Here is a 26,975-nt window from a genome sequence, read left to right on the forward strand (position 1 = left end):
TTGTGTTCGGTAACGTCGTTGATGTGACTGCGACGATTCCTTTTGTGAAGCCGAAAACGTCCCTCCGCCCGGCTGGTGGGGCGATATCCCTCTGTCAGCCGGGCGACGCACTCGCGGGCCGGCGAAGACCCGGGCTGCGTGTCGGCTGTGGCCGGTTCCGGCCGCCTGGGGAAGCGGTTCCGGGTGTGTTTGGTGAGCGCGGGAAGGTGGGGATCGTCCGGCGCCCCACAGTGAGGAGGAATGCGCTCAGGAGACCGGACGAGCCGCTGGTCTGTCGCGGCGGCCACGTGCCGGTGGTGGCGCGCGATGAGCCGCAGGGGCGGCCCGGAGGCGGTGCGCTGGAGGTGGTGCGGGACGAGCTGGGCTGTTCCGAAGGCGGTGTGCTTGAGGCCGGACCGCTGGGCTGCCTCGGCGCCGCCGTGGTCGAGGCGGCGCGTGCGGAACTCGTGGCCGAACCCAGAAACCCAATCAGCCGCGCAACGGGCGGCGATCAGTTCCCGAGTATCGGTAGTGCGCAGCAACGAGACTCAGCAGAGCCCCTTACCCCGCAGCACCCGCGACACCGACTCCTGCACCCGCGCCTTCGGCAGCTCCCCGCCCTGCACCGCCTTCACCAGCCGGTCCAGCACCTCGTCCACCCGGCCCCCGGAAGACCACAGCGCCTGGTCCGCCCCCGCCTGCAGCGCCTTCAGCACCGCCTCCGGCAATGGATACTGCGCGGTGATCGCCTTCATCGCCCCGAGGTCGTCGGTCACCACCGGGCCGGTGAACGCGAACTCGCCGCGCAGCAGCTGGTACGCCGCCGGGGACAGCGAGGCCGGGATGCCTCCGGTCAGGTCCGGCACGTCGAGGTGGCCGACCATCACCGCGACCGGGCCGTAGTCGGCCAGGCCTCGGTAGGGCACCAGGTCGACCGCGCGCAGCCGATCCAGCGGCGGCGTGACGACCGTGCCCTTGTGCGAGTCGCCCGAGCCGTGGCCGTGACCGGGGAAGTGCTTCAGCACGGGCTGGATCCCCGCGGAGCGGAGGCCCTCCGCGAACGCCTTCGCGTACGTCTTCACGCGGACCGGGTCCGGGCTGAAGGAGCGGTCGCCGATCACGTCGTCGTCCGGGGCGTCCGTGACGTCGGTGTCCGGGGCGAAGTCCACCGTCACCCCGCGGGCACGCAGCTGCCGGCCGCGCTCGGCGGCCAGCGCCCTGACCTGGTCCGGGGACTTCGTCGCGGCCATCGTGCGGGCCGAGGGCAGGTCGCCGTCGAGGTCGTCGATGCGCTGGACGCGGCCGCCCTCCTCGTCGACCGACACCGCCACCGGCACCTTGGCCACGGCCTGGACCGCGGCCAGCGAGCGGTCTTTCAACAACGCTGTTGCGTTACCCCCGATGAAGATCCCGCCGACCTGGTGGTCGCGGACCAGGGCCACCGTCGAAGCCGGGTTGTCACCGGAGACACCCACGACGACCAGCTGCGCGACCTGGGCCCGGACGTCGAGCCCGGCCGCCAGCGACGCGCAGTCGCCCGGCCGCGCGAGCCGGGAGGTGGGTGGCGAAGAGACCGCCGCCGGTGGCGGGGCCGGCCGGGTGGAGGTCAGTGGCACCGCCAGGCCCGAGACGGTCCGCGGTTGCAGGCCTGCGACCAGCAGACATCCGGCCACGATGGAGAACGCCACCCCGAAGGCGGCAAGACGTCGGCGGTTCATCGGTCCCTTCACTCGTCTGTGTGCCCCCCGACGGTAGTCGACGGTGAAACTTCACGGCGTGAAGAAGGGGTTGGTCAACCTTAGAGAATTCGTGAAGGCCGCCTCAGCACACTGGCCGCAGTCAGGATTCGTCGTGGGCGGGGAGGGTTCGATGGACCAGGTGCGAGTGGCGGCGTGGGCGTCCGATCCGATCGCTTTGACCGGCCTGATCAACCACCTGAAGGCCCGCCCGGAGCTGCTGGTCGTGCCGCGCGCCCGCCGGGGCGAGGCGGCGGTGCTGGTGTTCGCCGTCGGCGAGGTCGACCGGGAGGCCGTTGCCGCTCTGCGGGCCGCGGCCGTCGAGTCGCCGGCTGCGATCGTGCTGGTGGCCGGGCACGTCGACCCCGCGCACGTCGGGCTGCTCGCCGACTGCCACGTCTCCGCTGTGCTGCCGCGGACCGCGCTCGACCAGCTCACCGCGACCGTGGTCGCCGCGGCGCGGGGGCGCACCTCCCCGCTGCGCGAGCAGGTCGAGGCCCTGGCCGGCGCCGGCGGCGGGGCGGCACTCACGCCGCGCGAGGTGGATGTGCTTCGCCTGATGGCCGAAGGCTGGGACACTGCCGAGATCGCGGGCAAGCTCTGCTACTCGGAGCGGACCGTGAAGAACGTCATCTACGCCATGACCAACCGGCTCAACCTGCGCAACCGGCCGCACGCGGTCGCGTACGCCGTGCGGGCCGGTGTGATCTGAGGAAGCCTGTTGCGAACGATCGTCCGCCGGACCGCCATCGTGGTCGCCGCGTTGATCCCCCTCGCCGCCTGCAGCCCGGGTGACGCCGGGGAGAAGACGAAACTCACCATCGCGACCTTCGGCGAGTTCGGCTACGCGCCCCTGATCGCCGAGTACGAAAAGCTGCACCCGGACATCACGGTGCAGAACCGCGTCACCGACTTCGACACCCACCACAAGGGGCTCGCGACGCAGCTGGCCACCGGGCACGGTGCCGCCGACGTCGTCGCGATCGAAGAGCAGTACATGCCGCAGTACCGCAAGGTGAAGGACAAGTTCGCCGACCTCGCCGCGTACGGCGCGCGCGACCTGGAAAAGCAGTGGGTGCCGTGGAAGTGGGCGCAGGGCACCGACGGCGGCTTCGTGCTGGGCCTCGGCACCGACATGGGCAGCCTCGCCCTCTGCTACCGGCGCGACCTGTTCCAGGACGCGGGCCTGCCGGTCGACCGCGACGAAGTCGCGAAGCTGATGCCCGACTGGGAGGCCTACGCCGCCACCGCCGAGCGGTTCACCGCCAAGACGCCGAACGTCAAGTTCGCCGACTCCGCCGGCACCGTCTACACGGCGATGCTGAACCAGTCGCCGGAGAACTACTTCTCCCAGCGTGACGACTCCTTCATCGCCGACCGCAACCCGAGCGTGCGCGCGGCTTTCTTCCTCTCCGGCGGCATCGCCGCCAAGGGGGAGACGGCGGCGGCGACCACGTTCACCCAGGCGTGGAACGTGGCGATCAAGCAGGGCTCCTTCGCCACCGTCGCCTGTCCGGCGTGGATGCTCAGCCAGATCAAGGAAGCCGGCGGGGACGCCAACCGCGGCAAGTGGGACGTCACCACCGTGCCCGGCAAGAGCGGCAACCAGGGCGGTTCCTTCCTGACCGTGCCGAAGCAGGGCGCACACCAGAAGGAGGCGTACGAGCTCGCCCGCTGGCTGACCGCCCCGGAACAGCAGAAGAAGCTCTTCCTGTCCGACGGCATCCTGCCCAGCGAACCCGCCGTCTACGAAGACCCGCAGGTCGTCGCGCACACCGACCCGTACTTCGGTGACGCGCCGATCGGGCGGATCTTCGCCGCCTCGGCCCAGCAGCTGCGCCCCAACTACCGCGGCCTGCGTGACGCCGACGTCCGGCCGGAGTTCGGCCGCGCGCTCGGGCGGATCGAGGAAAAGACCGACACCGTCGAGCAGGCCTGGGCGAAAGCCGTCCAGCAAGCCCAAGCCGCGCTGAAGTAGCCGCGCGTGCAGCACCGGCTCGCCCGCCTCGACCGCAAGCTCACGCCGCTGCTGTTCGTCGCGCCCTTCTTCGCCCTGTTCGTCGTCTTCGGCGCCTTCCCGCTGCTGTACACGGCGTGGGTTTCGCTGCACGACTGGGACCTCCTCGAAGGCGACCGGGGCGGCTTCGGCCTCGCCAACTACGGCGCCCTGCTCACGGATCCGCACTTCTACAACGCGCTCGCCAACACGGTGAGCATCTTCCTGCTCGCCGCCGTCCCGGAATTCCTGCTGGCGCTGGGCATCGCGGCGCTGCTCGACCGGCCGCTGCGGGCCGCGACCTGGTGGCGCACCGGGGTGCTGCTGCCGAACGTCGTGTCCGTCGTCGCCGTCGGGCTGGTCTTCGGGCAGCTGTTCAGCCGTGACTACGGTGTCGTCAACGAAGTCCTCGGCTGGTTCGGCGTCGCGCCGGTCAACTGGCGGGCGAGCACCTGGACGTCGCACTTCGCCGTGGCCAGCATGGTGCTCTGGCGCTGGACCGGCTACAACGCCCTGATCTACCTGGCCGCGATGCAGGCCGTCCCCGGCGATCTCTACGAGGCCGCCGAGCTCGACGGTGCCTCGCGGTGGCGGACGTTCTGGTCGATCACCGTGCCGGGCATCCGGCCCGCACTGGCCTTCACCGCCATTGCCGGCACGGTCAACGGCCTGCAGCTGTTCGCCGAGCCGCAGCTGTTCGACGCCGGCGGCTCGGCAGGCACCGGCGGCAACGACCGCCAGTTCCAGACGCTGGTCATGTACCTGTACGAGAAGGGCTTCACCCACCTCGACGCCGGTTACGCGGCCGCGCTGACCTGGGTGATGTTCGTGATCTGCGCGCTGTTCGCGCTGGTCGACTACCGGCTGGTGCGCCGGTTCGTGAGGTCGGCGTGACGGCGCGGCGGCGGCCGGGCGGCTGGGTGTACGCCGTGCTGACCGGGGTGCTCGGCGCGTCGGTGTTCCCGCTGTACTGGTCGTTCGTCGTGGCCACGCGGGACAACTCGGCGATCGGGGAGACGTCGCCGCTGCTGCTGCCGGGCGGGCACCTGGCCGAGAACGTGCGGCGGGTCTTCGACACCGTCGACTTCTGGCTGGCCATCGGGAACTCGCTGATCGTCGCGGGCACCGTCACGGTGGCCAACGTCGTGCTCGCCAGCCTCGCCGGGTTCGCCTTCGCGCGCCTGCGGTTCCGCGGCCGCAACACGCTGTTCCTGCTGGTCGTCGGCTCGGCGATGGTGCCGGCGCAGCTCGGTGTCATCCCGCTGTACCTGGTCGTCGGCGACCTCGGCTGGTACGGGCGGCTGGAAGCGGTGATCGTGCCGGCGCTGGTCAGCGCGTTCAGCGTGTTCTGGATGCGCCAGGCGTGCGAAAACGCGATCAGCCCGGACCTCGTCGACGCCGCGACCGTCGACGGCTGTTCGATCCTGCGCACGTATCGGCACGTGGCCGTGCCCGCGCTGCGGGCGCCGGCCGTGGTGCTCGCGATGCTGACGTTCATGGCCACCTGGAACGACTACTTCTGGCCGCTGGTGGTCCTCGACCCCAACGAGACGCCGACCGTGCAGGTCGCCCTCTCGCAGCTGGCCAGCGGCTACTACACCGACTACGCGCTGATGCTCACCGGTGCCACCGTCGCCGTCGTGCCGGTCATCGCGTTGTTCCTGCTGCTGGGCCGCCACCTCGTGCGGGGCATCCTGAAAGGGGCACCGGTATGACCTTCCCGACCGGCTTCCTGTGGGGCGCGGCGACCGCGTCCTACCAGGTCGAGGGCGCGGTGGCCGAGGGCGGCCGCGGACCGTCCATCTGGGACGAGTTCGCGGCGGCCGAAGGCAAGGTGCTCGACGGTGCGACCGGTGACGTCGCCTGCGACCACTACCACCGCTACCCCGAGGACATCGGCCTGCTGGCCGACCTGGGGCTGAACGCCTACCGGTTCTCCGTCGCCTGGCCGCGGGTGATGCCGGACGGCAAGACGAAGTCGGCGGCCGGGCTCGCCTTCTACGACCGCCTGGTCGACGAGCTGCTGAGCCGGAACGTCGTGCCGGTGCTGACGCTCTACCACTGGGACCTGCCGCAGGCGCTGGAAGACGCGGGCGGCTGGCCGTCGCGTGACACGGCGTCGCGGTTCGCCGACTACGCGGCGGTGGTGCACGCCGCGCTCGGCGACCGCGTGCGCCAGTGGACGACGATCAACGAGCCGTTCTGCGCCGCGTTCCTCGGCTACGGCAGCGGCGTGCACGCACCCGGCGTCCAGGACCACGCCACGGCGCTGGTGGCGGCCCATCACCTCCTGCTGGCGCACGGCCTGGCCACCCGTGCGCTGGCCGGGCCGCAGCACGAGTTTTCGCTGGCGCTGAACTTCGCACCGGCGATCGCGGACGGCGACACCCCGGCCCACGCGGAGGCGGCCCGGCAGTTCGACGGCATCCACAACCGGTTCTTCCTGGACCCGGTGCTGGGCCGCGGCTACCCGGCGGACGTGGTGGCGGCCGCGGGCCGGTTCGCCGAGTGCGTCCGCGACGGCGACACGGACGTCATCGCGGCCCCGATCGACTGGCTGGGCGTGAACTACTACGCGCCGGCCCGCGTCACGCCGCTCGAGGACCCGCAGGCGCCGAGCAACTGCCCGCTGCCGACGTTGCGGGGCATGGACGTCCTGCCGGCCCGGCCGCCGCTGACGGCGTTCGGCTGGGAACAGGCCCCCGGCTCGCTGACCGGCCTGCTGCGGTGGATCGACGACCGGTCCGGCGGCCTCCCGCTCGTGGTGGCCGAGAACGGAGCGTCCTTTGTGGACACGGTGGTCGACGGCCGCGTGTACGACGCGGCCCGGGTGAACTACTTCATGGAGCACCTGCAGGCGGTCCACGACGCCATCCGGGCCGGCGTCGACGTCCGCGGGTACTTCGCCTGGTCGCTGCTGGACAACTTCGAGTGGGCGATGGGCTACACGCAGCGGTTCGGCCTGGTGCACGTCGACTTCGAGACCCAGCGGCGGACGGTCAAGGAGTCGGGCCGCTACCTGGGCCGGGTCGCCAAGGCCAACGCGCTAGGGACGCCGCCGGACGGCGTCGGCGACGCCCGAGCGTGACGGCGTCTCCAGCTTGCCCAGCAGCCGGGCCACGTGGGCCTGGACCGTCCGCCGCGGCAGGGACAGCTCGGCCGCGATTTCCGGGTTGGACCGGCCGTCGGCGACCAGCCCGGCGATGCGGACCTCGATCGGCGTCAGCGACTCCCAGCCGTGGCCCGGCCGGATCGGCGAGAACAGCGCTCCCCGGCGGACACCGAGGCGGCGCAACCGGGTCTCCGCGCGCCGCAGGTCCCAGCGGGCCGCCAGCACCGTGTACAGGTCGGCGGCCTCCTCGAACGCCGCGTGCGCCGCGTCGAGACGGCCCGCGCGGGCCAGCAGCACGGCCGCGTCCTCCAGCGCCGAGGCCAGTTCCGGGCGGCGGCCGACCGCGCGGAAGTGCTCGGCCGTGGCCAGCACCGGCGCCGGGTCCTCCTCGATCAGCCCGCGGCACCACGACACCGCCGCGTGCGCCCGCGCCGGACGCCGCTCCTTTGCCGCCTCCTCCTCGCACACCGCCAGCGCGCGGCGGGCGCGGGCGACGTCGTCCTGCTCCATCGCCAGCCGCACGAACGACGGCAGCCACTGGTGGCGCAGCATCATCTGCGCGTACGTCGGGTTCAGGATCGGCTCCAGCACCGCCAGCGCGCGGACGCGGTCGCCGCGCTGCTCGGCGGCGAGGGCGTCGGCGACCAGCAGGAAGTCGAAGCTCTCGCGCTCGGCTCCGGTCGCCGGGGCGTACTCCTCCGCCGCGTCGAGGTGGGCCGCGGCCTGGGCCCGGTCGTCGCGGCGGCCCGCGATCAGCGCCGCGACCCCGTGCAGCAGCAGCGCGGCCGGGCCGGGCTCGCGCAGGCCGTAGAAGGTGATCGCCGGGCCGTCCTCGATGACCGTGTCCAGCTCGACGAGCGCCTCGTCCCAGCGGCCTTCCCAGTACCGGTGCACCGCGGCGGACACCTGCAGCCCGACCGGCAACGCGTGCCGCGCCGCGACTTCACCCGCCGCACGCAGGGCCTCGCCCGCCTCGGCCAGCCGGTCGAGGTTCTGCAGCGTGAAGACGCGGTTGTCGAGCAGGTCGAGGTGCAGGTCGGCCAGCTCGTGCTCGTCGCCGACGGCCTCGATCGCGGCGTCGATGTGGGCGAGCGCGCGGTCGTGCTCGCGGCGCACCGAATCGACCAGCCACAACGACTGCAGCGCGTGCGCGGTCAGGTAGCGGTCGCCGCCGGCCAGCGCCTTCGTCTCATGCGCCGTCCGCTCCGCGGCGTCCAAATCGGACAGGCTGCCGCGGCGGAAGTTCGCCAGCAGCTGCCGGTGCTTGACCCGCCAGAGCTCCGGCACGGCCGGGTCGTCGACCCACGCCGCGAGCGTCGCGACGGCGCCTTCGGTGTCCCCGCGGCGGTGCCGCAGCGCCGCGAGCACGTGCCGCATCTCCTCGGCGGCGTCCGGGTCGGTGGCGACCTCGAGCGCCTGCCGCGCCAGGGCTTCCGGGCTGCGTTCCAGCCGGAACAGCACCTTCACCAGCGCGACCAGCAGCGTCTCGCGGCGCGGGTCGGTGCCGTCGCAGGCGGTCAGCGCGCGTTCGAGCAGCTCGACGGCGATCAGCGGCGCCCGGGTCGAGACGGCGGCGTGGTGCGCGGCGAGCCAGTCCAGCACCCATTCGTCCACCGTGGCCGGTGCGGCCACCAGCTGCTCGGCGACGCGCTTCACCGGCGCGCCGATCCCCGCGAGCGCTTCGGCGGCCTGCCGGTGCAGCGCCGCCCGCGTCCCGGCCAGCAGCCGGTCGTACAACGCCTGGCGCAGCAACGGGTGCCGGAACGCCAGCTGCGTCCCGGTGTCGATCAGCACGTTCGCCGTGACGGCTTCCTCCAGCGGCGCCAGCAGGTCCGACGGCCGGGTGCCGAGCACCGCGGCGACGTCGCCGACGGCGAACTCCATGCCCAGCAACGCGCCCCAGCGCAGCACTTCCTGCGTCCGCGCTGTGAGGAAGTCCAGCCGCCGGTCGACCGCGGCGACCAGCGACCGCGGTGCCTCGAACTCGGCCGGGTCGTCGACGTCGGCCCGGCCGCCGCTCACCTCGACCGCACCGGCGCGCCGCAGGACGTCGACCATCTCCTTGACGTACAACGGGTTCCCGGCGCCACGGGCGGCCAGCTCGCGCAGCCCCGGCCCGGGTGGCGCACCGAGCTGGTCCTCGATCAGCCGTCCGACGTCGGCGCCGGTCAGCGGCGCGAGGTCGAGGACGACGCCGTCCCGCGCCTGGACGCCGCGGCGGAGCTGGGCGAGCTCGGCGCGGTCCGGCGCCGGCCGGGTCGCGGCCACCAGCAGCAGCGGCAGCTGCCGGGTCGCCGCGCAGAGCCGGTGCCAGACCAGCACCGAAGCCTCGTCGGCCCACTGCAGGTCGTCGAGCACCAGCACCTGCGGCGACTGCGCGCACAGCTCGTCGACCAGCGCCAGCAGCCGGTCGACCGCGCCGAGCACCGGGTCGGCCGGGCCCCAGCTGCGCTGCGCCGGGCTCTCGCCCGCGAGCTCCTTCGCCACCCGCGCGCGCCGCGGGTCGGGTGAATGCCCGTCGATGGCCAGGCACTCCAGCACGACCTGCAGCGGGAACCGGGTGCTCAGCTCGTCGGCGGCCGCCCAGAGCCGCTGGAAGCCGGGGCCGTCCGGCAGCGAGGAGGTGAGCAGCGCGGACTTGCCGATCCCGGCGTCCCCCTCGATCCAGACCGCCCGGCCCCGGCCGGCGCGGACGTCGGCGACGAGCTCGGCGAGCTTCGCCGTCTCCGCTTCGCGGCCGAACAACCGGTGCCCGGTGACGACGACCGGCGGCGCGGGCGCGTCGAGGGCGGGGTCCTGGGCGAGGATCTGCTGCTGGAGCCGCTGCAGCGCCGCGCCGGGTTCGACGCCGAGTTCCGCGACGAGCGTGGCGCGGGCGTCGCGGAAGACGTCGAGGGCGTCCGCGGGCCGTCCGCTGCGGTAGAGGGCGAGCATGAGCGACTCCCGCAGCGATTCCCGCAGCGGGTGTTCGCCGGCCAGCACGGCCAGTTCCGGCGCGAGGTCGAGGTGCCCGCCGAGGGCGAGCACGGCCTCGGCGCGCCGTTCGAGCGTGTTCAGCCGGAGCTCGGCGAGGTATTCGCGGTGGCGTTCGGCGAACCCGCCGGGCACCCCGGAAAGCGCCTCGCCCTGCCAGAGCGCGAGAGCGGCGTCGAGTTCGGTGACGGCGGCCCGCGGATCGCCGTGCTCGAGGTGCTGCTGCGCGCGTTCGCGGTGCCGTTCGAACAGGGCCGCGTCGAGCGCGTCTTCGCCGAGGATCAGGGAGTACCCGGCGGGATCCGAGACGAGCACGCTGGCCGCCGACCAGCGCGACCGGTCCGGTTCGAGGGCGCGGCGCAGCCCGGACACGTAGGTGTGCACGCTGCCTTCCACGCTCGCCGGCGCCGAGTCGCCCCAGACACCGGCGATCAGCTCGGCGCGGGGGACGGGCCGGCCGGCGTTGACGGCGAGCACCGCGAAGATGGCGCGCTGCCGCGCGGGGCCGAGGCCGATTTCGGCCGCCCCGCGCCAGGCCCGCAGCGGGCCGAGCACACCCACCCGCAGGCCGGTGTCCGCATCCGCTGGCATGTCGTTGCCGTCCCCTCTGGGGCGTGCGCCCCAGACCCCTTCCCCCAGGGACATCTCGGTACCGACTATTCGGTGACCTTACCGACGTGGCAACCCCCGGAAGGTTGCTTGTTCAACTCGCGAAGACCGTCATTCGCCCGCGACGGCCCGCGAACGCACCGAAGGCGCCCGCCGGATGCCGAACGGCCCCATCCGGGCCTCGGCGCGCCGGACGTCCCACACCGCGCCCATCTCGGTGTACGCGGTCAGCGCGCCCCGGAACGCCGTGCGGGCGTCGGCCAGCTCGCCCGACTCCGCCAGCAGGATCGCCGCGTCCTCGGTGGCCTTCGCGTGCTTGAGCACCCGGCCGGCCGCGCGGTAGTGCCCGGCCGCGGTCAGGACCGGCCGCGGATCCCCGGTCGCCAGGCCCCGGCAGTGCGCGGCGGCGGCCGCGTGGGCGGGCGGGACGTCGCCCGCCGGCTCCAGCAGGCGCAGGGCGTCCTGCAGGCGGTCGCGGTCGCCGAGCTGCAGCGCGAGGCGGACCAGGTCCGGCAGCCACTGGTGGCGGGCCGCCGGCGGGTAGGTGTCCTCCAGCAGCGGCAGCAACGCCGTCAGCGCCGCCTCCGGCCTGCCCTCCTGCTCGGCCAGCAGGGCACGGGCCGCGAGCAGGAAGTCGCCGCCGTCGGGCTCGAGGCCCGGCGGCCACTGCTGCCGGTCGGCCGCGTCGAGGTGGGTGCGGGCCTGGCCCGGTTCGCCGCGGTGACCGGCGATCAGCGCGCCGACGCCGTGGACCAGCAACGCCGAACCCGGGCTGCGCAGCACGTAGGACGCTGTCTCGGCGCCGCCGCGGATCACCGCGTCCAGCTCGGCAAGTGCCTCCGGCCAGCGGCCCAGCCAGTAGTAGTGCACCGCGCCGGCCAGGTGCATCTCGCCCGGCACCGCGCGCGTCGCGGCGATCCGGCGGGCGGCGTCCAGCGGCTCGGCGGCGTCGTCGAGGCTGTCGAGGTTCGGCACGGCCAGTGCCGCGTCGTCGAGCGGGTGCAGCCCGGCGGGCGCCAGCGCCGTCTCCTCGCCCAGCTTCTCCAGCGTGGCCAGCAGCGACTCGTGGCGCCCGCGCCACATCTCCGGCACGTCGGCGTCGTCGAGCGTCCGCTTCAGCTCGGCGGTCGCCTCGGCGAAGTCACCGCGGCGGTAGTAGACGTAGGCCAGGATCCAGCGCATTTCGGCCGCGCGCCTGCTGTCGGACGTGCGCGCGACCACCGAGCGGGCCTCGGCTTCGGGCTCCCGGCCGAGCCAGAACAGCAGCCGCGCCAGCGTCGCGGTCAGCGTCTCCCGCGCGTCCGGCGGCAGCGTGCCCTGGGTGACGGCGTGGCGCAGCAGGTCCACCGCGGTCCGCGGGGCCTCGGTGGCGACCGTGCCGATGTGCTCCAGCAGCCACCCGGTGACCCACGGGTCCACCTGCGCGGGCGCGGCCGCGAGCTGCTCGGCGACGCGTTCCGCGGGCGCGCCGGCGGCGGCGAAGGCCTCGGCCAGCTGGCGGTGCAGCGCGACCCGCATCGCGGCGGGCGACTTTTCGTAGAGCACCCGGCGCACGAGCGGGTGCCGGAACGCCAGCCGGGCGCCCGATTCGACGAGCACCCCGGACGCGATCGCCTCGTCGATCGCGCCGACCAGCGCCGTCGGGGGCCGCTCGGTGGCGACGGCGATGTCGGCCGGGGAGAACTCGCGGCCCAGCAGCGCGGCCCAGCGCAGCGTGTCGCGGGTCCCGCTGGAGAGGAAGCTCAGGAACTGTGTGATCCGCGCACCGAGCGGCGACGGGATCGTCTGGCACGAGTTGCCGTCCAGGTGCGCGTGGACGCCGTCGAGCACGATCATCGACTGCGCGAGCAGCGTTTCGACGATCTCCCGGACGTAGCGGGGGTTGCCGGCCCCGTAGGAGACCAGCTGCTGCAGCCCGGGCCCGGGTGGTGCGCCTGCCAGCTGGGCGGCCAGCTCGTGCGTCTCGTCCTCGGCCAGCGGCGGCAGCGACAGGACGCTGATGTCATCGTTGTCGAGCAGGTCGTCGAGCGCGGCCGGGCGGGGTACCGGCCGGCACGCCCCGACCAGCAGCAGCGGCAGCCGGCGCGTCTCCCGGCTCAGGTAGCGCCAGACGCGCAGCGTCGCGTCGTCGGCCCACTGCAGGTCGTCGACCACGAGCACGAGCGGCGCCTCCGCGCACAGCTCCCGGACCAGCCCGAGCACGTCGTCGACGGGGTCCTCGCCGGGCTGTCCGGCCAGCCGCGCGGCCAGCGCGGCCCGGCGGGGGTCGGTGGCGCGCGGGTGCACGCCCAGCGCGTCGAGCAGCGGCCGCAGGGCGAACCGCTGGTCCAGCGCGTCGGCGGCGGCGAAGGCCGGGTGGAAGTCGCGCGCCGCGGCGAGGACCTCGGCGAGCAGCGCGGTCCGGCCGCTGCCTGGCTCGCCGTCCAGCCACACCGACCGGCCCGCCCCGGTGCCGAGGCCGACCACGGCTTCGTGCAGCCGGTCGAGTTCCGCCTCCCGGCCGACGAAGATCTCCGCCCGCTCCGGCAGCGCCGCGGCCGGCACCCGCGGCGCGGCCCGGACGGGCGCCGCCGGCCGCGGTTCCGGTGCCGGGGCGGGCTTCTCCAGCAGTTCGTCGTGCAGCCGCCGCAGGGCCGGGCCGGGTTCGGTGCCCGAGGACTCGACGAGCCGGTCGCGGACGTCGGCGTAGACCGCGATCGCCTCGGTCCGCCGCCCGGCCTGGACCAGGGCCCGCATGAGCAGCCCGCGCAGCGTTTCGCGGAACGGGTGTTCGCGGGTCAGCGCGGTCAGTTCGGCGACGAGCTCGGTGTGCCCGCCCGAGTCCAGCACGACTTCGGCGCGCCGCTCGACGGTCGCCAGCCGCACTTCGGTGAGCCGGGCCCGCTGGGCGGCGGCGAACGGCCCGGGCAGGCCGGACAGCGGGACGCCGTGCCAGAGCGCCAACGCCTCGTCAAAGGCTTCGCGGGCCCCGCGGAGGTCACCGGCGGCGTACTGGCGTTGCGCCTGCTCCCGCAAGGCTTCGAAGCGGTGGACGTCGATCGCTTCGGCGTCGAGGCGCAGTGAGTAGCCGGACCCGATCGACGCGAGCAGCTGCGGGCCTTCACCCTTGGCCCGGCCGGGTTCCAGCGCGCGCCGCAGCCCGGAGACGTAGGTGTAGATGGAGCCCTGCGCGCTCTGCGGCGGCGCGTCGCCCCAGACGGCGTCGATCAGCTCTTCGCGCGAGACCGTGCGGTTCGGGTGCATCGCCAGCGCGGCGAGGACCGTGCGGCGGTGCGCGGAACCGAGGTCCAGCTCCGTTTCGCCTTGCCAGGCCTTGAGGGGGCCGAGCAGCTGGAGTCTCGGTGCGGAGCCGTCCGCGGCCGACATCGGTCTCCCTTCGTGCGTGAACGAATCGTCACGCGCCGGATGCCTGCCGTGAGCATACGCGGACGTCGTGAACCGGCAGGCAAGGATGGCGGACATTCGGGCAAGGCCCCCGGCGCGGGGTTCCGCGCCGCCACCGCGTGCGTCACCCTCGGGGGCCGGAGAGGAGCCCCGGATGCCGACCGAAGACATGCAGCGGGCCGCCGCCTGTTTCGCGTCCGCCCTCGATGGTGCCCGGTCCCGCCTGCGTGACGTCAACAGCGAGATGGCGACGGTGCAGGCGTCGTGGCGCGGGGAGGCTTCGGTGCGGTTCGGCCAGGCGATGAGCGACTGGGAGCAGGAGTTCGACGTCATCCTGTCGCGGCTGGCGGAGCTGCTGGAGACGACCGGCGGCACGATGCCCCGGCCGCGCCTGCCGTGACCCGCCTCGACTTCAGCTTCGCCGACCTGGTGCTCGACCGGATGGGCACCATCACCGGCGACCTCGGTGCCCTGCTGGCCGACCTGGAGGCCCGGGTCGAGCCGGAATTGGCGGGCTGGCCCCCGGAGGCGCAAGAGGCGTACTGGCGCGCCAAGCGCGACTGGACCCGCGCGGCCGGGCGGATGCCCGGGTGCCTGGAGCGGGCGCGGGCGGCGTTCGGGGAGCTGTCTTCACGGGCGTGAAGACGGAATAGGGAAGGCGTGAAGACGGGCCGTCCACACTGCCACCATGAAGCCCGTCGAAGTGAGCGTCCTCGCCTCGGACCCGATCACGCACGCCGGCGCGGTGAGCCTGCTGGACAACCATCCCGACGTCCGGCTGACCGACCTCGTGCCGGACGTGCTGCTGGTGATGGAGGACCACGTCACCGAGAGCGTCCTCGGCGAGATCCGGGCGGCCAAGGCGTCCCACGTCGTGCTGGTCGTCGAGCACTTCCGCGAAAGCGACCTGATGGCGGCGCTGGAGTGCGGCGTGGTGGCGATCCTGCCGCGCCGCGAAACCGGGGGTGCCGAGCTGGTCACGGCGGTGCTCGCCGCGGGTGACGGCACGGCCAACCTGCCGCCGCGGCTGCAGGGCGCGCTGCTGGCGCAGGTGCAGCGGATGCGCAAGGACGTCCTGGAGCCGAACGGTCTCACGCTGTCCGGGCTGGCGGCCCGCGAGTGCGACGTGCTGCGGCTGGTCGCCGAGGGCTTCGGCACCGAGGAGATCGCCGCGAAGCTGTGCTACTCGGAGCGGACCGTGAAGAACGTCCTCTACGGGCTCATGACGCGCTGCGGCTTGAACAACCGCGCCCACGCTGTCGCCTATGCACTGCGGGCCGGCGCCATCTGAGACGTTTTCTTTGCCACTGTCACCTTTTCGTGGGCTAGGGTCCGATCATGGTGCTCACGGCAGTGGAGATCGCGGCCTCCGTCCGCGCCGGGCAGCTCGATCCGGTCCAGGTCACCGAGGAGGCCCTCGAGCGGATCGCCGCGGCGGACGGCGTCATCGGCGCCTTCCGGCGGGTGCGCGCCGAGGAGGCGCTCAAGGAGGCCGCGGAGGTCGCCGCGCGGCCGGATCTCGCGTCGCTGCCCCTCGCCGGGGTGCCGGTCGCGGTCAAGGACGTCACGGAGGTGGCCGGCGAGTACGCGTCGCACGGTTCGCTGGCGGGCCCCGCCACCCGGGCGGACGCGGACGGTGTGATCGCGGCCCGGCTGCGCGCGGCGGGCGCGGTGCTCGTCGGGCTGACCCGGGTGCCGGAGCTGTGCATCTGGCCGATGAGCGACACCCCGGACGGCATCGCCCGCAACCCCTGGGACCCGACGTACGCGGCGGGCGGCTCCTCGGGCGGCAGCGCGGCGGCGGTGGCGGCCGGGCTGGTCCCGCTGGCCCACGGCTCGGACGGCATGGGCTCGGTCCGCCTCCCGGCGGCGATGTGCGGCCTGGTGGGGCTGAAGCCGGGCGCGGACCTGCTGGCGGAGGGCGGCTGGTTCGGCATGTCGGTCCACGGCCCGCTGGCCACGACGGTCGCCGACACGGCGCTGCTGCTCTCGGTGCTGGCCGACGCGCCTTCGCTGGCTTCGGTGGCTCCGCCGTCTCCGGTCCGCATCGGCATGACGACGACGGTGCCGCTGCTGCGCACCCCGGTCCCGAAGGAGCTGGTGGCGGCGGTCTCGACGGCGGCGGGCCACCTGGCGGCGGCGGGCCACGCAATCGACCCGGCCGCACCCCGCTACCCGGCGACGATGGTCCTGGGCATGACGGCCCGCTGGCTCGCGGGCCCGGCGGTCCAGGCCCGCGAATTCGACGCCTCGCGACTGCAGCGCCGCACGCGCGCGCACGTCCGAGCGGGGCGCCTGGTCGAGCGGGCCGGGCTGCTCCGCCCGCGGACGCGTGATCGGTGGGTGGAACGGGCGGAGGAGTTCTTCGCGTCGCACGAGGTGCTGCTGACGCCGACGCTGTCGCACTGGCCGGTGAAGGCCGGGCGCTGGCACGAGCGGGGGTGGCTGGCGAACGTCCTGCCGTCGACGCGGCTGGCGGGCTTCACCGGTCAGTGGAACTTCGCGGGCTATCCGGCGATCACGGTCCCGGCGGGTCGTTCGGTGGTGTCCGGGTTACCGACTTCGGTGCAGCTGGTGGCTCGGCCGGGTGGGGAATCGCTGCTGCTGGGCTTGGCGGCCCAGCTGGAAGCGGCGAACCCGTGGCCCCGCACGGCCCGCAACTGAGACCTCGGCCGGCCAGCAGCGGTTCGATCTCCGGGCCGCGGCCGCGGAAGGCGCCCGCACAGCTGTGCACAACTGAAAGCGCGCTGCTCACGGGCGCCGGAAACTGTCGGTGCCTGCCGGTAGCGTAAAAACCGGGGGGTGTCCTATGTGGTTGTCAAGCCGCGGCGGGAGCGGGTTGGCGATAGTGGGCGCCGTTGCGGAGCATCGCGTAGAGGACGTCGCAGCGGCGGCGGGCCGGGCAGATGAGGGCGGCGGTCCTGACCCCGATGCCGGGCATCGAAGTCAGGACCCCGGCAAGAGGGTGCGCATCAAGTATCCCCTCGACCTGCTCAGCAACCTGTTTCCGCTGCAGGAGAACCGCTTTCAAGCTGTCGGCCAACCGCGGCAAGACTGTGTCCGCAGCGGCGGTGCCCGGGACGGTGACCGTCTGCTCGGCGAGGGCGGCCATGATCGCCTCGACCGGTTTGTCGCCGATGCGCGGCGCGTGGACCTTGGCGATGGCGGTGAGTTTGCGGCGGCCGGCTTTGGCGATGCCGGTCGGTCCGCCGCAGCGGGAGAGGATTTCCAGCACCGCCGGGTGGCTGATCCGCGGCCCGATGGCGTGCTCGAGAGCTGGGTGGATGCCGGTGAGCAGGCCGCGGATGCGGTTGCTGATGCGGGTGGCTTCGCCGGCGAGGTCGTCGTCGAACCCGACCAGCACCTCCAGTTCGGCCAGGGCGTCGTCGCCGACATCCACGGGTCGCAGGGTGTGGGGCAGGGAGCGGGCGGCGTCGGCGATGACGAACGCGTCCCGGGCGTCGGTTTTGGCGCGGCCGGGGTAGAGGTCGGCGATGCGGCGCATCGCCAGGCCGGGCAGGTAGGCGACCTGGTGCCCGGCGGCACGGGCGACCGCGACCGGCAACACCCCGATCGTGGCCGGCTGGTCGACCACGACCAGCAGCGGTCCGTGCGCGGCGAGCTTGTCGAACAGGGCTCGCAGTTTGGGTTCGGTGTTGGGCAGCGGGGCGTCGTGCAGCCGGTTGCCGTCGGGGCCCAGGCCGAGGAACACGCTGAAAGTGCTGCTCATCCACCTTGCCGTTCGTTCGCCGCCTCGTGGTCATCCGGTCAGGCATCGAGCGCCGGCACCCACGTTACGACTGTGATGATCAAGGTGTGCCGCCCCGGGCTGCGGCCTGACCCGCGTTACGACTGACCGATGTGTCCTTGTCTCGATCTGTCGGCCTCGGTTCCGGGGCGGTGCTTGCTGCCGCCGGGCTGGTGGGGCGTGTCCCGATAGGGGCTTTGCCGCACTGCGCATCTTCACAGTCCTGACCGCCTGATCGGTCCGGCGTCGGCCAGCCACCGGCGTTCTCGATCAGAGCAGGAGTCAGCAGACCGTGCCGAGCACCCCTCCTTCTTCCCGGCCTCTGGATCGCTGCGGCCAGGAGGTGATCGTGGGAGTCGACACCCACAAGGACTTCCACGTCGCCGCCATCATCACCGCGCTGGGAGTGCTCCTGGCGAGCAAGGCATTTCCGACCACGCGAGCCGGGTATCAGGCTCTGGTGAAGTGGGCCCGCGGGTTCGGTGTCGTGCGCCGGGCGGGCGTGGAGTGCACGGGCTCCTACGGAGCCGCGCTCGCCCGCCACCTGGCAGCCAATGACATCGAGGTGTTCGAAGTCAACCAGCCCGACAAGGCCACCCGCCGGCGCCGCGGCAAAAACGACACCATCGACGCCGAGTCCGCCGCCCGATCCGTGCTGAACGGGCAGGCCAACGCCCTGGCCAAGGCAGGCCACGGGCCAGTAGAGATGCTGCGCATGTTCAAGCTCGCCAAGACCTCGGCCGTCAAGTCCCGAACCCAGGCCATCAACCAGCTCAAGGCCGTCCTGGTCTCGGCCGATCCCGCGCTGCGCGACGAGCTGCGCGACTTCAGCACCGCCAAGCTCGTGCAGCGGTGCATCGACTGGGCGCCCACCACACCCTGCGACACCGCTACGGCTGCCCGGTTCACGTTGCGCCTGCTCGCGCGCAGGATTGACCGGCTCAACCAGGAGATCGCCGACCTCAACGCTCAGACCGCCACGGTTCTGGCCGGCCACAACCCCGACATGCTCGAGACGTACGGGGTCGGACCCGACACGGCCGCCACCCTGCTCATCGCCACCGGTGACAACCCCGATCGCCTGCGAAGCGAAGCGTCCTTCGCCGCGCTCTGCGGCGTCAGCCCGGTGGAAGCATCCTCAGGCAGGACACAACGCCATCGCCTCAACCGTGGCGGCGACCGCCAAGCCAACTCTGCTCTGCGCAGCATCGTGCTGGTCCGCCTGCGCTGGGACCGACGCACCCGCGACTACATCGACCGACGTGTCCGAGAGGGCAAGACCAAACGTGAAGCCGTCCGATGCCTCAAACGCTACATCGCCCGTGAGCTCTACCGGGTCATCACCGCGCCCGATCCGCTGCCTCCACCAGCACAACAAGCTGCTTGACGAACAATAGGGGCATCGAGACCTACCCGGCGGTGGCCGTGTCCCTATTCAGCGGTCGGTCGATGCCACCAGACCCGGTGACACCACCCCCCCGGATCATGGGTTCGACTGGCGGCGCAAGTCATGCCAGGCCTAGTGACCACAACTCCCTGGTCGGGAGCCAGGAAAAAGGTAATGGGCCCCTCCACTCGCGCGCGGGTTGTGGGCTTCGCAGCGCGCGCTCGGCTGGAGGCTCCTCACGCGATGAAGGCCGCGCCGGGGACCCAGGAGTCCCGCGACGCGGCCTTCACGGATGTTCGGTGGCTCAGGCGCCCGGCTTGCTCCCCGTCGGCGAGAGCGGCTTCGCCGCGTTGCCGTTCGCGCCGTTGCCGTTCGCCGGCTTGGTTGCCGGGCCGTTCGAGTTCGCCGGCTTGGCGGCCTGCGGGGCCGGCTTCGGCGCCGGTTTCGGAGCCGACTTCGGGATCGACGGCTGCACCACCGGCACGACCGGCGCCGACGGCGTGGTCGCCGACTCCGCGTCGCCGCCGACCAGCTTCGATGCCTGCGGGATCACCGCCTCCTCCGGCAGCGTCGCCAGCTGCGTCTCGCTGCGGTTGAGGATGTCCTCGGCCAGCGCCAGGCTCTTGCGCGCCTGCTCCCGGATCTCCGCCAGCCGCTCGACCTTGCGGTTGGCCGCCGTCGTGCGCTGGGCCGCCTGGGTGGTCGCCTCGTCGAGACGGCGCTTGGCCTCGGCCGTCGCCTCGTCGAGACGGCGCTTCGCCTCCGCCGTCGCCTCGGCGATCCGGCGCTCCGCCTGGTTCTTGCTCGCCGTGCGCTGGTCCGCGATGTGCTTCTCCAGCGCCGCCTTCTGGGCCGCCTGGGACGCCTCGAACTCGCGCTCCAGCTTCCGGCGCTTGCGCTCGGCCTCGTTGTCCAGCAGCTCGCGCCGCTGGGCCGCCTCGATCGTCAGCCGCTGGACCTCGGCGCGCGTCTCCGCCAGCGCGTTCTCGTGCTCGGAGTGCAGCAGGTCGGCCTGCTTGTCCAGCTCCGCGACCAGCTTCGAGTACCGCTCGCGCAGCTTCGTCGACGCCTCCGTCGAGGACGCCCACGTCTTCTCCGCGGCCACCTCGGCGCGCTTGATGATCTCGTCGGCGCGGGCCTGCGCGAGGGTCACCGTGCGCTGCATGCGCTCGTCGAGGTCCTCGAGCCGCTCCGGCGGCTTCTTCAGCTCTTCGATGCGCGCTTCCAGCGCCGCGACCTGCTGCCGCACGGTCTCGGCCTCGCGGGTCGCGGCGGCGGCCTGCGCGGCGGCGGCGTCGCGTTCGCTGAGGACCCGGCGCAGCTGGGCTTCGATGTGGTCGAGGTACTGCCGCACCTCGTTGCGGTCGAAACCGTGCCAAGCCTGGGTGTACTCACGACGGAGGGGGAGGAGGCCGTTGAGGGCGGTTGCGGCGGGGTCGCGCTCAGGAACCATGGGCCCGACCGTACCCGGGCACCCGCCGCCTCCGCCCTCCGGCTTCACGAATCACCAACACGTGTCGCGGTGTCGCCGGAACGGCCGCACCCGAGAAACGCTCAGTTACCAGTGGAACCCGCGCGAAAGCCGGGCCAGCGTCATCGCCGCGCGGGACAGGTGTTTCTCGCCACGTCCGATCTTGAGTTCGCCCGAACCGCCCGCCGCGGTCGAATCCGGGAAGATCCGGTAACCCTGGTACGCGATCGCGTCGGTCAGGCCCGGCGTGAGCGTGTAGGCCAGCCCGATCGCCTGCCCCGCCGGGGTGCCGATGTGCTTCGGCCGCTCGACGAGCGCCTTCATCACCATGTCCGCCGCCTGCTCCGGCGACTTCGTCGGGAACGCGTCGTAGATCTTCGTCGGCCGGATCATCGGCGTGCGCACCAGCGGCATGTGGATGGTGGTGAAGGTGATCCCGTCGCCGTGGGTCTCGGTCGCCGCGATGCGCGAGAAGTAGTCCAGCGCCGCCTTCGACGCCGCGTACGCCGAGAAGCGCGGCGCGATGCCCTGGACGCCGATCGACGACACGTTCACGATGTGCCCGAACTTCCGCTCCGACATGTGCGGCAGCACCGCGAGGATCAGCCGGACCGCGCCGAAGTAGTTGATCGCCATCGCGCGCTCGTAGTCGTGCATCCGGTCGTACGACAGCTTGATCGACCGGCGGATCGACCGGCCGGCGTTGTTGACCAGCATGTCGATCCGGCCGTGCTCGGCCAGCATCGCGTCGACGGCCTTGTGCACCGAGTCCTCGTCGGTCAGGTCGGCCGGGTACACCGACGCCGTGCCGCCGGCGGCCACGATCTCGTCGCGGACCTCTTCCAGCTCGTGCCGGCGGCGCGCGACGAGCAGCGGGACGCCGCCCGCGGCCGCCACCTTCAGCGCGGTCGCGCGGCCGATGCCCGACGACGCGCCGGTGATGATCACGCGGCGGCCGTCCAGCTCGCCGCGCGGGCCGTGCTTGCGCGCGCGGAACGGGTCGAGGTGCTCGCGCCAGTAGCGCCACAGCGTCGGCGCGTACTCCTCGAGCCGCGGGACCTCGACGGTGCCGGCCAGCGCCTTGCGCGTCTCGGCCGAGGAGAACACCGACGGGAACGCCATCGTGTCCAGCAGCACCGGCGGGATGCCGAACCGCTCCATCACCGCGTCGCGCGCGATGGTGACGCCGGGGATGTGCTCGGTCAGCTTGACCAGCCCGACGATCCGCTTCGAGAGGCCCTCGCCCAGCTGCACGGTGATCGTCGGCGCGCCCGCGGCCCGCGCGAAGGCGTTGTACACCGAGACGACCGGCTGCGGCTCCGGGTTGACCAGGTGGAAGGCGTGCCCGTCCAGCCCCGGCTTGACCACCAGCTCCAGCAGCGCCTTGGCGACGTAGTCGACCGGCACGATGTTCGTGTCACCCAGGTCGGGGCCGACGATCGGCAGCACGTCCGGCAGCCCGGCGAGCCGGTTGATCGCCGGGAAGAGGTAGTACGGGCCGTCGATCTTGTCCATTTCGCCGGTCTCGGAGTGCCCGACGACGACGGCAGGCCGGTACACCCGCCACGGCACCTCGGTCTGCTCGCGGACGATCTTCTCGGCTTCGAACTTCGTCCGGTGGTACGGCGTCACCAGCCGCTGCCCGGCGTCGAACATCTCCTCGGTGAACACGCCTTCGTGGTCGCCCGCGACGGCGACCGACGAGACGTGGTGCAGGCAGCCGGCGCGCAGGTCCGCGGCGAGGTCGACGACGGCCCGCGTACCGTCCACATTGGCCTTGATGCTGGCTTCGTCGTCGGCGGTGAGGTCGTAGAGCGCGGCCAGGTGCACGATGTGGTCGACGCTGCCGCGCAGCTGCTCGCGGTCCGCTTCGGACACGCCGAGCAGCGGCTCGCCGAGGTCCCCGGTCACGAGCGTGACGCGGTCGGAGTGCGGCCACTGGTCGACCAGCGCGGCCAGCTTGGCCCGCGAGGACGCGCGCACCACGAGCGCGACCCGGTCGTCGTCGGGGCGGGAGAGCAGCAACCGGGTGAAGTGACGCCCGATCAGTCCGGTCGCCCCGGTCACCAAGAACGTCGCCATCTCACTCACACCTCTCGCCGCACCGCACTGACCCTGGGCATTCTGCTGCATGGCGCTGCCCAGGACCACCGTGCCGAAACGTGATGTTACCCACGAGTAACTTAGCTCGGGTCCGCGATGACGACGCGGTTCTCCTCGTAGCCGTCCGATCCGCCGACCCAGCGGCCCCCGCACGTCACCAGCACCACGCGGTGCGGGCCGGACGGGCCGAACAGCGCGTCCGCGCGGGCCGGCAGGTCGCTCTTGTGCACCGTGACCAGCTGCGAGATCCGGTACCGCCACGTCCGGCGCGCACTGTCCACAATGGTCACGTCGGTGCCGATCCGGGCCGTCCACAGCTCGGCGAACGGCCCGGTCGCGCCCCGCCAGTTCACGTGGCCGGCGAACACGCTCGCCCCGCTCGCCGCGTCGAGTGACGCACCCCACCACGTCGCCTGCCCGAGGTCGGTGGGCACCGGCAGCTCGCCGCCGGGCCCGAGGTCCGTGCGGACCAGCGTCGCCGTCCCGCCGGCGGGCAGCCGGACGGTGCCCCGCGGCTGCGGTGGCGGGGACGGCGTCTGCGCGGCCGACGACGGCGTCTGCGCGGCGGGCGCGGCCGGAGCCGTGGCGGCGGTGGCCGCCGGGGATGGCGACGGCACCGCGGCCGCGGCTCCGGCCGCACCCGCGGCGGGCAGCGCCGTGCCGGCCACGACGGACACCGGCGGCGCCTTCAGCACGGGGACGCCGAACTGCACCGCGAGCACCGTGGCCGCGCCGAGCACGAAGCCGACCAGCAGCCGGCCCCGGCCGGGCTTCCGCGCGGGCGGATCCCACTCGTCGCGGGGCGGCTCGTCGTCGGGGGCGGCCCAGCCGGTGCCCCGGTGCCACTCGTCGACGAACCAGTCCTCGCCCTGCCAGCGGTCCCCCACGCCGTTACCGCCGGGACGCCCGCCGTGCGGCGACGCCGATCAGCCCCGCCGTCAGCAGCACGAGCAGGCCGAACCCGGCCAGGCCCGGCACGGACCAGCTCGTCTCGACGACCCCGCGGGCCTGCGCGACCGGCTGGTCGCCTGCCGGGATCGCGCGCGGGACCTCGTTCGGCTTGTTCGACACGGTCAGCGCGAGCGTCTCGCCCGGCTGCACGGTGCCGCACGCCGACGGCGGGTTGTTCGGGTCGAAGGCGTTCGTGTAGCCCGGCGGCGGGCTCGCCTCGACGACGCAGATCTCCTGCGGCGCGCGGAGGTTCTCGACCGTCACGCCGCCGGTCTTGCCGTCGGTGGTGACGACCGCCGGCTTGCCGTCCGCGCCGACGAGCGGCTTGCCGTCCTGGCCGAGCGCGGCCGACGTCCGGTCCTTGCCGGTGATCCGCAGGACGGCGCCGCCGACGCCGTTGCCGGTGTTCGCGTCCGTCTTGGTCACCTGGACCTTGCCGGGCTTGGCCACGTTGACCACGCCCTGCGCGGTCAGCTCCTTCTCGCCGCCGGTGGAGACCACCCGCTGCACGCCGGTGTCGACCGGCAGCCGGACGTAGGGCCGGTCCGCGGGTGCGGTCAGCGAGGCCACCAGCTTCGGCTTCTCGCCGGTCGGGGTCAGCTTCACGGTCACGGTGCCGTCGGCGCCGGTCTTCAGCGTGACGTCCTTCGCCGCCGACTGCGGGCTCGCGTTGCCCTCGGCGGCGTCGGCTTTCCCGTCGCCGAGGGTGGCGTCGGTCGCCGTCAGCTTCACCGGGACGTCCGGGATGCCCTTGCCCTGCGCGTTCTTCACGGTGGCGGTCCACTCGGCCGCCTCGCCGAGGTGCTGGTCGCCCTTGGGCGTGGTCATCGAAGCGGTCCACGGGCCGCGGTTGGCTTCGGCCTCCGTCTTCAGCCGGTCGACGGCGTCGGCCGCGGCCGCGAAGTTCTTGCGCATCTCGGCCAGGTGCCCCGGCGCGTCGTAGGCGACCTTGTCCTTGGGGAGGCCCGCCTTGAGGTCGTCCGGCGTGCGCGGCGCCGCGGTCCACGAGTGCAGCAGGTGCGCGAGCGCGGTCGCCTCGTCCGCGTTCTTGGTGTCGCCGTAGCGCAGCAGCAGGTACGAGATGTTCGCGGCCTGGTCGGCCGGGAGCTTCGTGCCCCACTTCGTGAGCAGTTCGTCGCCGGGCTTGTACTGCTCGTCGGTGTCCGGTGCCTTGAGCAGGAAGCTCACGCAGAACACCTGCTGGCCGCCGACGAGGTACGAACCGAGCCAGACCGTGCCGAAGCCCGCCTGGCCGCCGACGTCGTGCCCGATGCCCTCCTGGCTCGCGGCCGAGGCGGCGGGCGCGCCGGCGGTCGCCGACAGCGTGCCGAGCAGGGCCGCGGCGACGAGGCCGGTGAGCGCGCGAACACCCGCGCGTGGGCGTGCTGACCACCCCATGTGTCAATGCTCCTTCGTCGCCACGCTCGGCAGCGGCTCCGCGTATCTGCAGGTCACACGACTGATCAAATCCCCGACGCGCGTTCGGTGAAGATCCGGGCACGCCAGGTGAGCGTTGCGCCACGGAAGGAAACTGTGTACCGCTCTTCGGGTGGCTGTCGCCGAACGGTCGTGACGTTCGTCGCTTACCGTGTCGTCCGAGGCAGCGCGGCCGTCGTCGAGTAAAGTCGTCTTTACTCGACGGGAACCCCGCGCCCGCGGCGGTCGTTGAACCCGATGCAGCGATGATCCACGAAGCAGCAGATCCAGGAGGATCAGGTGCGTTCCAGTAGCAACCCGGCGTTCCGCAACCTGCCCGGCGGCGGAACCCAGACATACGGGCAGTACGGGCCCCCGGTGGGCTTCAACCAACCCCAGGGTGGCGTGCCCGGGTACGGCCCGGGCCGGGCCGCGTCGGGCGAGGGCGACCGCCCGATGACCGTCGACGACGTCGTCGTCAAGACCGGGATGTCCCTCGGCGTCGCGCTGCTCGTCGGGGTGGTCACGGCGATCTGGGCCCAGGTGCAGATCACCGAGACCGGCCGGCTCCCCGGTGCGCTCATCGGCGCGATGCTCGGCGGCCTGGTCGTCGGCCTCGTCATCTCGCTGGTGATCATCTTCAAGCAGAAGCCCAGTGGCGCGCTGACGCTGACGTACTCGGCGGCCGAAGGCCTGTTCCTGGGTGCGCTGAGCGGCGTGTTCGAGGCGATCTACCCCGGCATCGCGCTGCAGGCGATCATCGGCACGGCGGGCGTGTTCATCGGCATGCTGGTCGTCTACAAGACCGGCGCGGTCAAGGTCACGCCGAAGCTGACCAAGTGGATCGTCGGCGCCACCGTCGGCGTCGCGATCCTGATGCTGTTCAACCTGATCAGCACGTTCGCCTTCGGCTTCAACCCGCTGCGCGGCGGCGGCACGATCGCCATCCTGTTCAGCCTGCTCTGCATCGGCATCGCGGCCTTCAGCTTCCTGCTCGACTTCGACCAGGCGGACCGGATGATCCGCGAAGGCATGCCGTCGAAGTGGGCCTGGTACACCGCGTTCGGCCTGATGACCACCCTGGTCTGGCTGTACCTCGAGATCCTCCGGTTGCTCTCGTACTTCCGCGAGTAACCTGGCTCACAGTCCCTCAGTGAAGGCGCTCCGTAATCGGCGGGGCGCCTTTTCTGTGGGTAATTAGTGCATACAGGGACCCCGCTGCGGACGACGCTCACCCTGCGTGTTTGATAACCCGGTCGGTTCTCATTTCACATGTGTGAGGTTCACAGTGAGCGTTCCCCCTCCGGCCCCCGGGGGCCAGCAGCCGGTGGGTCAGCCCGATCCCTACGGACCGCCTCCCGGCGGCCAGCCGCAGCAGCCTTACGGCCAGCCGCAGCAGCCGTACGGCCAGCCGGGCCCGTACGGCCAGCCGCCGCAGGGCCAGCCGGGTCAGTTCGGCCCGCCGCCCGGCCAGCCGGGCTTCCCGCCCGCGCCGCCGGCCCCGCCGAAGCGCTCGAAGGGCCCCCGGCTGATCCTCGCCGGCATCGGCGCCCTCGTGCTGGTCGCGATCGTGGTCATCGGGATCGTCTCGTTCATGAAGTCGCCTGCCACCTCGAACGCCGGTGACTGCCTCACCATCACCGAGTTCACCCAGGGCGGCGACGACCCGGTGAAGGCCGACTGCAACGACCCGAAGGCGAACGTCAAGATCGCCAAGAAGCTGGAGACGGCTTCCGACACCTGTCCCGGCGGCTCCGACGCCGGTTACGACACCTACTCGGTCAGCGGCCGCAGTTCGTACAAGCTGTGCCTGATGATCAACGCGAAGCAGGGCGACTGCCTGGCGAACTTCACGTCCCAGACCAAGGGCTACCTGAAGGTCCCGTGCACCGACCCGACCAAGGACGGCGAGCTCGTCAAGGTCGTGACGGGCCAGGCGGACAAGAACGTCTGCGAAGGCACCGACGCCACCCGCGTCGCGGTCTACCCGGAGCCGGCGACCACGATGTGCGTCAAGACGAACGAATAGCGCAAGTCCACGAAGGCCCCTTCGCCGCGCCGGCGAGGGGGCCTTTTGCGTACCCGGATTGCTCCGTTCGTCCCACACTGT

20 protein-coding genes are annotated in these 26,975 nt (G+C 72.6%); 12 read left to right on the plus strand and 8 right to left on the minus strand.

All coding sequences use genetic code 11. The features are described from left to right. Nucleotides 1-527 precede the first annotated feature (527 nt). Entirely contained in the window at nt 528-1,697 is a 1,170-nt protein-coding gene (locus ABZX11_RS14065; RefSeq protein WP_254897135.1) for a glycoside hydrolase family 3 N-terminal domain-containing protein, read from the minus strand. Nucleotides 1,698-1,848: 151 nt separating this feature from the next. Between ABZX11_RS14065 and ABZX11_RS14070 the strand changes: the two genes are divergently transcribed. From ABZX11_RS14070 to ABZX11_RS14090, 5 genes are read left to right on the plus strand one after another with little or no spacing between them, the layout of a single operon-like run. Further along, nucleotides 1,849-2,427: a LuxR C-terminal-related transcriptional regulator gene (locus tag ABZX11_RS14070; RefSeq protein ID WP_176174898.1), complete on the plus strand. Its 579-nt coding sequence runs from the start codon at nt 1,849-1,851 to the stop codon at nt 2,425-2,427. Between the two features lie 9 nt (nt 2,428-2,436). Next, on the plus strand, nt 2,437-3,693 hold the full coding sequence (locus tag ABZX11_RS14075) for an extracellular solute-binding protein (RefSeq protein WP_176174899.1): 1,257 nt from the start codon (nt 2,437-2,439) through the stop codon (nt 3,691-3,693). A gap of 6 nt (nt 3,694-3,699) precedes the next feature. After that, nucleotides 3,700-4,605, plus strand: a complete 906-nt coding sequence (locus ABZX11_RS14080; protein ID WP_354913059.1) for a sugar ABC transporter permease — start codon at nt 3,700-3,702, stop codon at nt 4,603-4,605. Continuing rightward, entirely contained in the window at nt 4,602-5,426 is an 825-nt protein-coding gene (locus ABZX11_RS14085) for a carbohydrate ABC transporter permease (RefSeq protein WP_354913061.1), read from the plus strand. Before ABZX11_RS14080 ends, ABZX11_RS14085 begins: the two co-directional genes overlap by 4 nt. After that, complete coding sequence (locus ABZX11_RS14090; protein WP_354913063.1) at nt 5,423-6,799, plus strand: GH1 family beta-glucosidase; 1,377 nt, start codon at nt 5,423-5,425, stop codon at nt 6,797-6,799. Before ABZX11_RS14085 ends, ABZX11_RS14090 begins: the two co-directional genes overlap by 4 nt. Here the strand turns inward: ABZX11_RS14090 and ABZX11_RS14095 are convergent. Beyond that, nucleotides 6,758-10,387, minus strand: a complete 3,630-nt coding sequence (locus ABZX11_RS14095; protein ID WP_254897136.1) for a BTAD domain-containing putative transcriptional regulator — start codon at nt 10,385-10,387, stop codon at nt 6,758-6,760. The two genes, ABZX11_RS14090 and ABZX11_RS14095, sit on opposite strands and share 42 nt — an antisense overlap. Nucleotides 10,388-10,516: 129 nt before the next feature. Beyond that, nucleotides 10,517-13,771 (minus strand): BTAD domain-containing putative transcriptional regulator, encoded by a 3,255-nt coding sequence (locus tag ABZX11_RS14100; protein ID WP_354913066.1) that lies wholly within the window; start codon nt 13,769-13,771, stop codon nt 10,517-10,519. A gap of 172 nt (nt 13,772-13,943) precedes the next feature. On the opposite strand from ABZX11_RS14100, the gene ABZX11_RS14105 reads away from it, so the two are divergent. The 4 genes from ABZX11_RS14105 to ABZX11_RS14120 are packed head-to-tail and all read left to right on the plus strand — an operon-like array spanning nt 13,944 to nt 16,453. Further along, nucleotides 13,944-14,189 carry a WXG100 family type VII secretion target gene (locus ABZX11_RS14105; RefSeq protein WP_176174904.1) on the plus strand — a complete coding sequence of 82 codons (246 nt, stop codon included), beginning with the start codon at nt 13,944-13,946 and terminating at the stop codon, nt 14,187-14,189. Then, complete coding sequence (locus ABZX11_RS14110) at nt 14,186-14,431, plus strand: hypothetical protein (protein ID WP_354913068.1); 246 nt, start codon at nt 14,186-14,188, stop codon at nt 14,429-14,431. Before ABZX11_RS14105 ends, ABZX11_RS14110 begins: the two co-directional genes overlap by 4 nt. A 46-nt stretch (nt 14,432-14,477) precedes the next feature. Continuing rightward, the gene (locus ABZX11_RS14115; RefSeq protein ID WP_354913070.1) at nt 14,478-15,080 is read left to right on the plus strand and encodes a response regulator transcription factor; all 603 of its coding nucleotides are present in this window, start codon (nt 14,478-14,480) and stop codon (nt 15,078-15,080) included. A 47-nt stretch (nt 15,081-15,127) separates the two neighbouring features. Next, complete coding sequence (locus tag ABZX11_RS14120) at nt 15,128-16,453, plus strand: amidase family protein (protein WP_176174907.1); 1,326 nt, start codon at nt 15,128-15,130, stop codon at nt 16,451-16,453. Nucleotides 16,454-16,607: 154 nt separating this feature from the next. Here the strand turns inward: ABZX11_RS14120 and ABZX11_RS14125 are convergent, their stop codons facing one another. After that, nucleotides 16,608-17,519, minus strand: a complete 912-nt coding sequence (locus tag ABZX11_RS14125; protein WP_354913072.1) for an IS110 family transposase — start codon at nt 17,517-17,519, stop codon at nt 16,608-16,610. A gap of 367 nt (nt 17,520-17,886) precedes the next feature. Between ABZX11_RS14125 and ABZX11_RS14130 the strand changes: the two genes are divergently transcribed. Then, nucleotides 17,887-18,924 carry an IS110 family transposase gene (locus ABZX11_RS14130; RefSeq protein ID WP_354913074.1) on the plus strand — a complete coding sequence of 346 codons (1,038 nt, stop codon included), beginning with the start codon at nt 17,887-17,889 and terminating at the stop codon, nt 18,922-18,924. A 304-nt stretch (nt 18,925-19,228) separates the two neighbouring features. On the opposite strand, the gene ABZX11_RS14135 is transcribed toward ABZX11_RS14130, so the two are convergent. From ABZX11_RS14135 to ABZX11_RS14150, 4 genes are all read right to left on the minus strand, one after another. Further along, the gene (locus ABZX11_RS14135) at nt 19,229-20,377 is read right to left on the minus strand and encodes a cell division protein DivIVA (RefSeq protein WP_176174908.1); all 1,149 of its coding nucleotides are present in this window, start codon (nt 20,375-20,377) and stop codon (nt 19,229-19,231) included. Nucleotides 20,378-20,482: 105 nt separating this feature from the next. Next, a complete protein-coding gene (locus tag ABZX11_RS14140) occupies nt 20,483-22,477 on the minus strand; it encodes an SDR family oxidoreductase (protein ID WP_176174909.1) in 1,995 nt (664 codons plus the stop codon). Nucleotides 22,478-22,578: 101 nt separating this feature from the next. Further along, nucleotides 22,579-23,385, minus strand: a complete 807-nt coding sequence (locus tag ABZX11_RS14145) for a class F sortase (protein WP_354913077.1) — start codon at nt 23,383-23,385, stop codon at nt 22,579-22,581. A 4-nt stretch (nt 23,386-23,389) separates the two neighbouring features. Continuing rightward, nucleotides 23,390-24,847 carry a hypothetical protein gene (locus ABZX11_RS14150; RefSeq protein ID WP_354913079.1) on the minus strand — a complete coding sequence of 486 codons (1,458 nt, stop codon included), beginning with the start codon at nt 24,845-24,847 and terminating at the stop codon, nt 23,390-23,392. Nucleotides 24,848-25,165: 318 nt separating this feature from the next. On the opposite strand from ABZX11_RS14150, the gene ABZX11_RS14155 reads away from it, so the two are divergent. Both ABZX11_RS14155 and ABZX11_RS14160 read left to right on the plus strand, forming a co-directional pair. Continuing rightward, complete coding sequence (locus ABZX11_RS14155; protein ID WP_176174912.1) at nt 25,166-25,999, plus strand: Bax inhibitor-1/YccA family protein; 834 nt, start codon at nt 25,166-25,168, stop codon at nt 25,997-25,999. A 154-nt stretch (nt 26,000-26,153) separates the two neighbouring features. Further along, nucleotides 26,154-26,894, plus strand: coding sequence for a hypothetical protein (locus ABZX11_RS14160; RefSeq protein ID WP_254897137.1), 741 nt, complete (start codon nt 26,154-26,156; stop codon nt 26,892-26,894). The last annotated feature ends 81 nt before the right edge of the window (nt 26,895-26,975 follow it).

This window comes from Amycolatopsis sp. NPDC004169, assembly GCF_040610315.1.
In the GTDB taxonomy this organism is placed as follows: Bacteria; Actinomycetota; Actinomycetes; order Mycobacteriales; family Pseudonocardiaceae; genus Amycolatopsis.

Coding starts and splice junctions, on each gene's coding strand:
- ABZX11_RS14095 (WP_254897136.1), bottom strand. CDS start 10,387: ATGCCAGCGGATGCGGACACCGGCCTGCGGGTGGGTGTGCTCGGCCCG.
- ABZX11_RS14125 (WP_354913072.1), bottom strand. CDS start 17,519: ATGAGCAGCACTTTCAGCGTGTTCCTCGGCCTGGGCCCCGACGGCAAC.
- ABZX11_RS14065 (WP_254897135.1), bottom strand. CDS start 1,697: ATGAACCGCCGACGTCTTGCCGCCTTCGGGGTGGCGTTCTCCATCGTG.
- ABZX11_RS14090 (WP_354913063.1), top strand. CDS start 5,423: ATGACCTTCCCGACCGGCTTCCTGTGGGGCGCGGCGACCGCGTCCTAC.
- ABZX11_RS14135 (WP_176174908.1), bottom strand. CDS start 20,377: ATGGTTCCTGAGCGCGACCCCGCCGCAACCGCCCTCAACGGCCTCCTC.
- ABZX11_RS14120 (WP_176174907.1), top strand. CDS start 15,128: ATGGTGCTCACGGCAGTGGAGATCGCGGCCTCCGTCCGCGCCGGGCAG.
- ABZX11_RS14115 (WP_354913070.1), top strand. CDS start 14,478: ATGAAGCCCGTCGAAGTGAGCGTCCTCGCCTCGGACCCGATCACGCAC.
- ABZX11_RS14070 (WP_176174898.1), top strand. CDS start 1,849: ATGGACCAGGTGCGAGTGGCGGCGTGGGCGTCCGATCCGATCGCTTTG.
- ABZX11_RS14150 (WP_354913079.1), bottom strand. CDS start 24,847: ATGGGGTGGTCAGCACGCCCACGCGCGGGTGTTCGCGCGCTCACCGGC.
- ABZX11_RS14140 (WP_176174909.1), bottom strand. CDS start 22,477: ATGGCGACGTTCTTGGTGACCGGGGCGACCGGACTGATCGGGCGTCAC.
- ABZX11_RS14100 (WP_354913066.1), bottom strand. CDS start 13,771: ATGTCGGCCGCGGACGGCTCCGCACCGAGACTCCAGCTGCTCGGCCCC.
- ABZX11_RS14105 (WP_176174904.1), top strand. CDS start 13,944: ATGCCGACCGAAGACATGCAGCGGGCCGCCGCCTGTTTCGCGTCCGCC.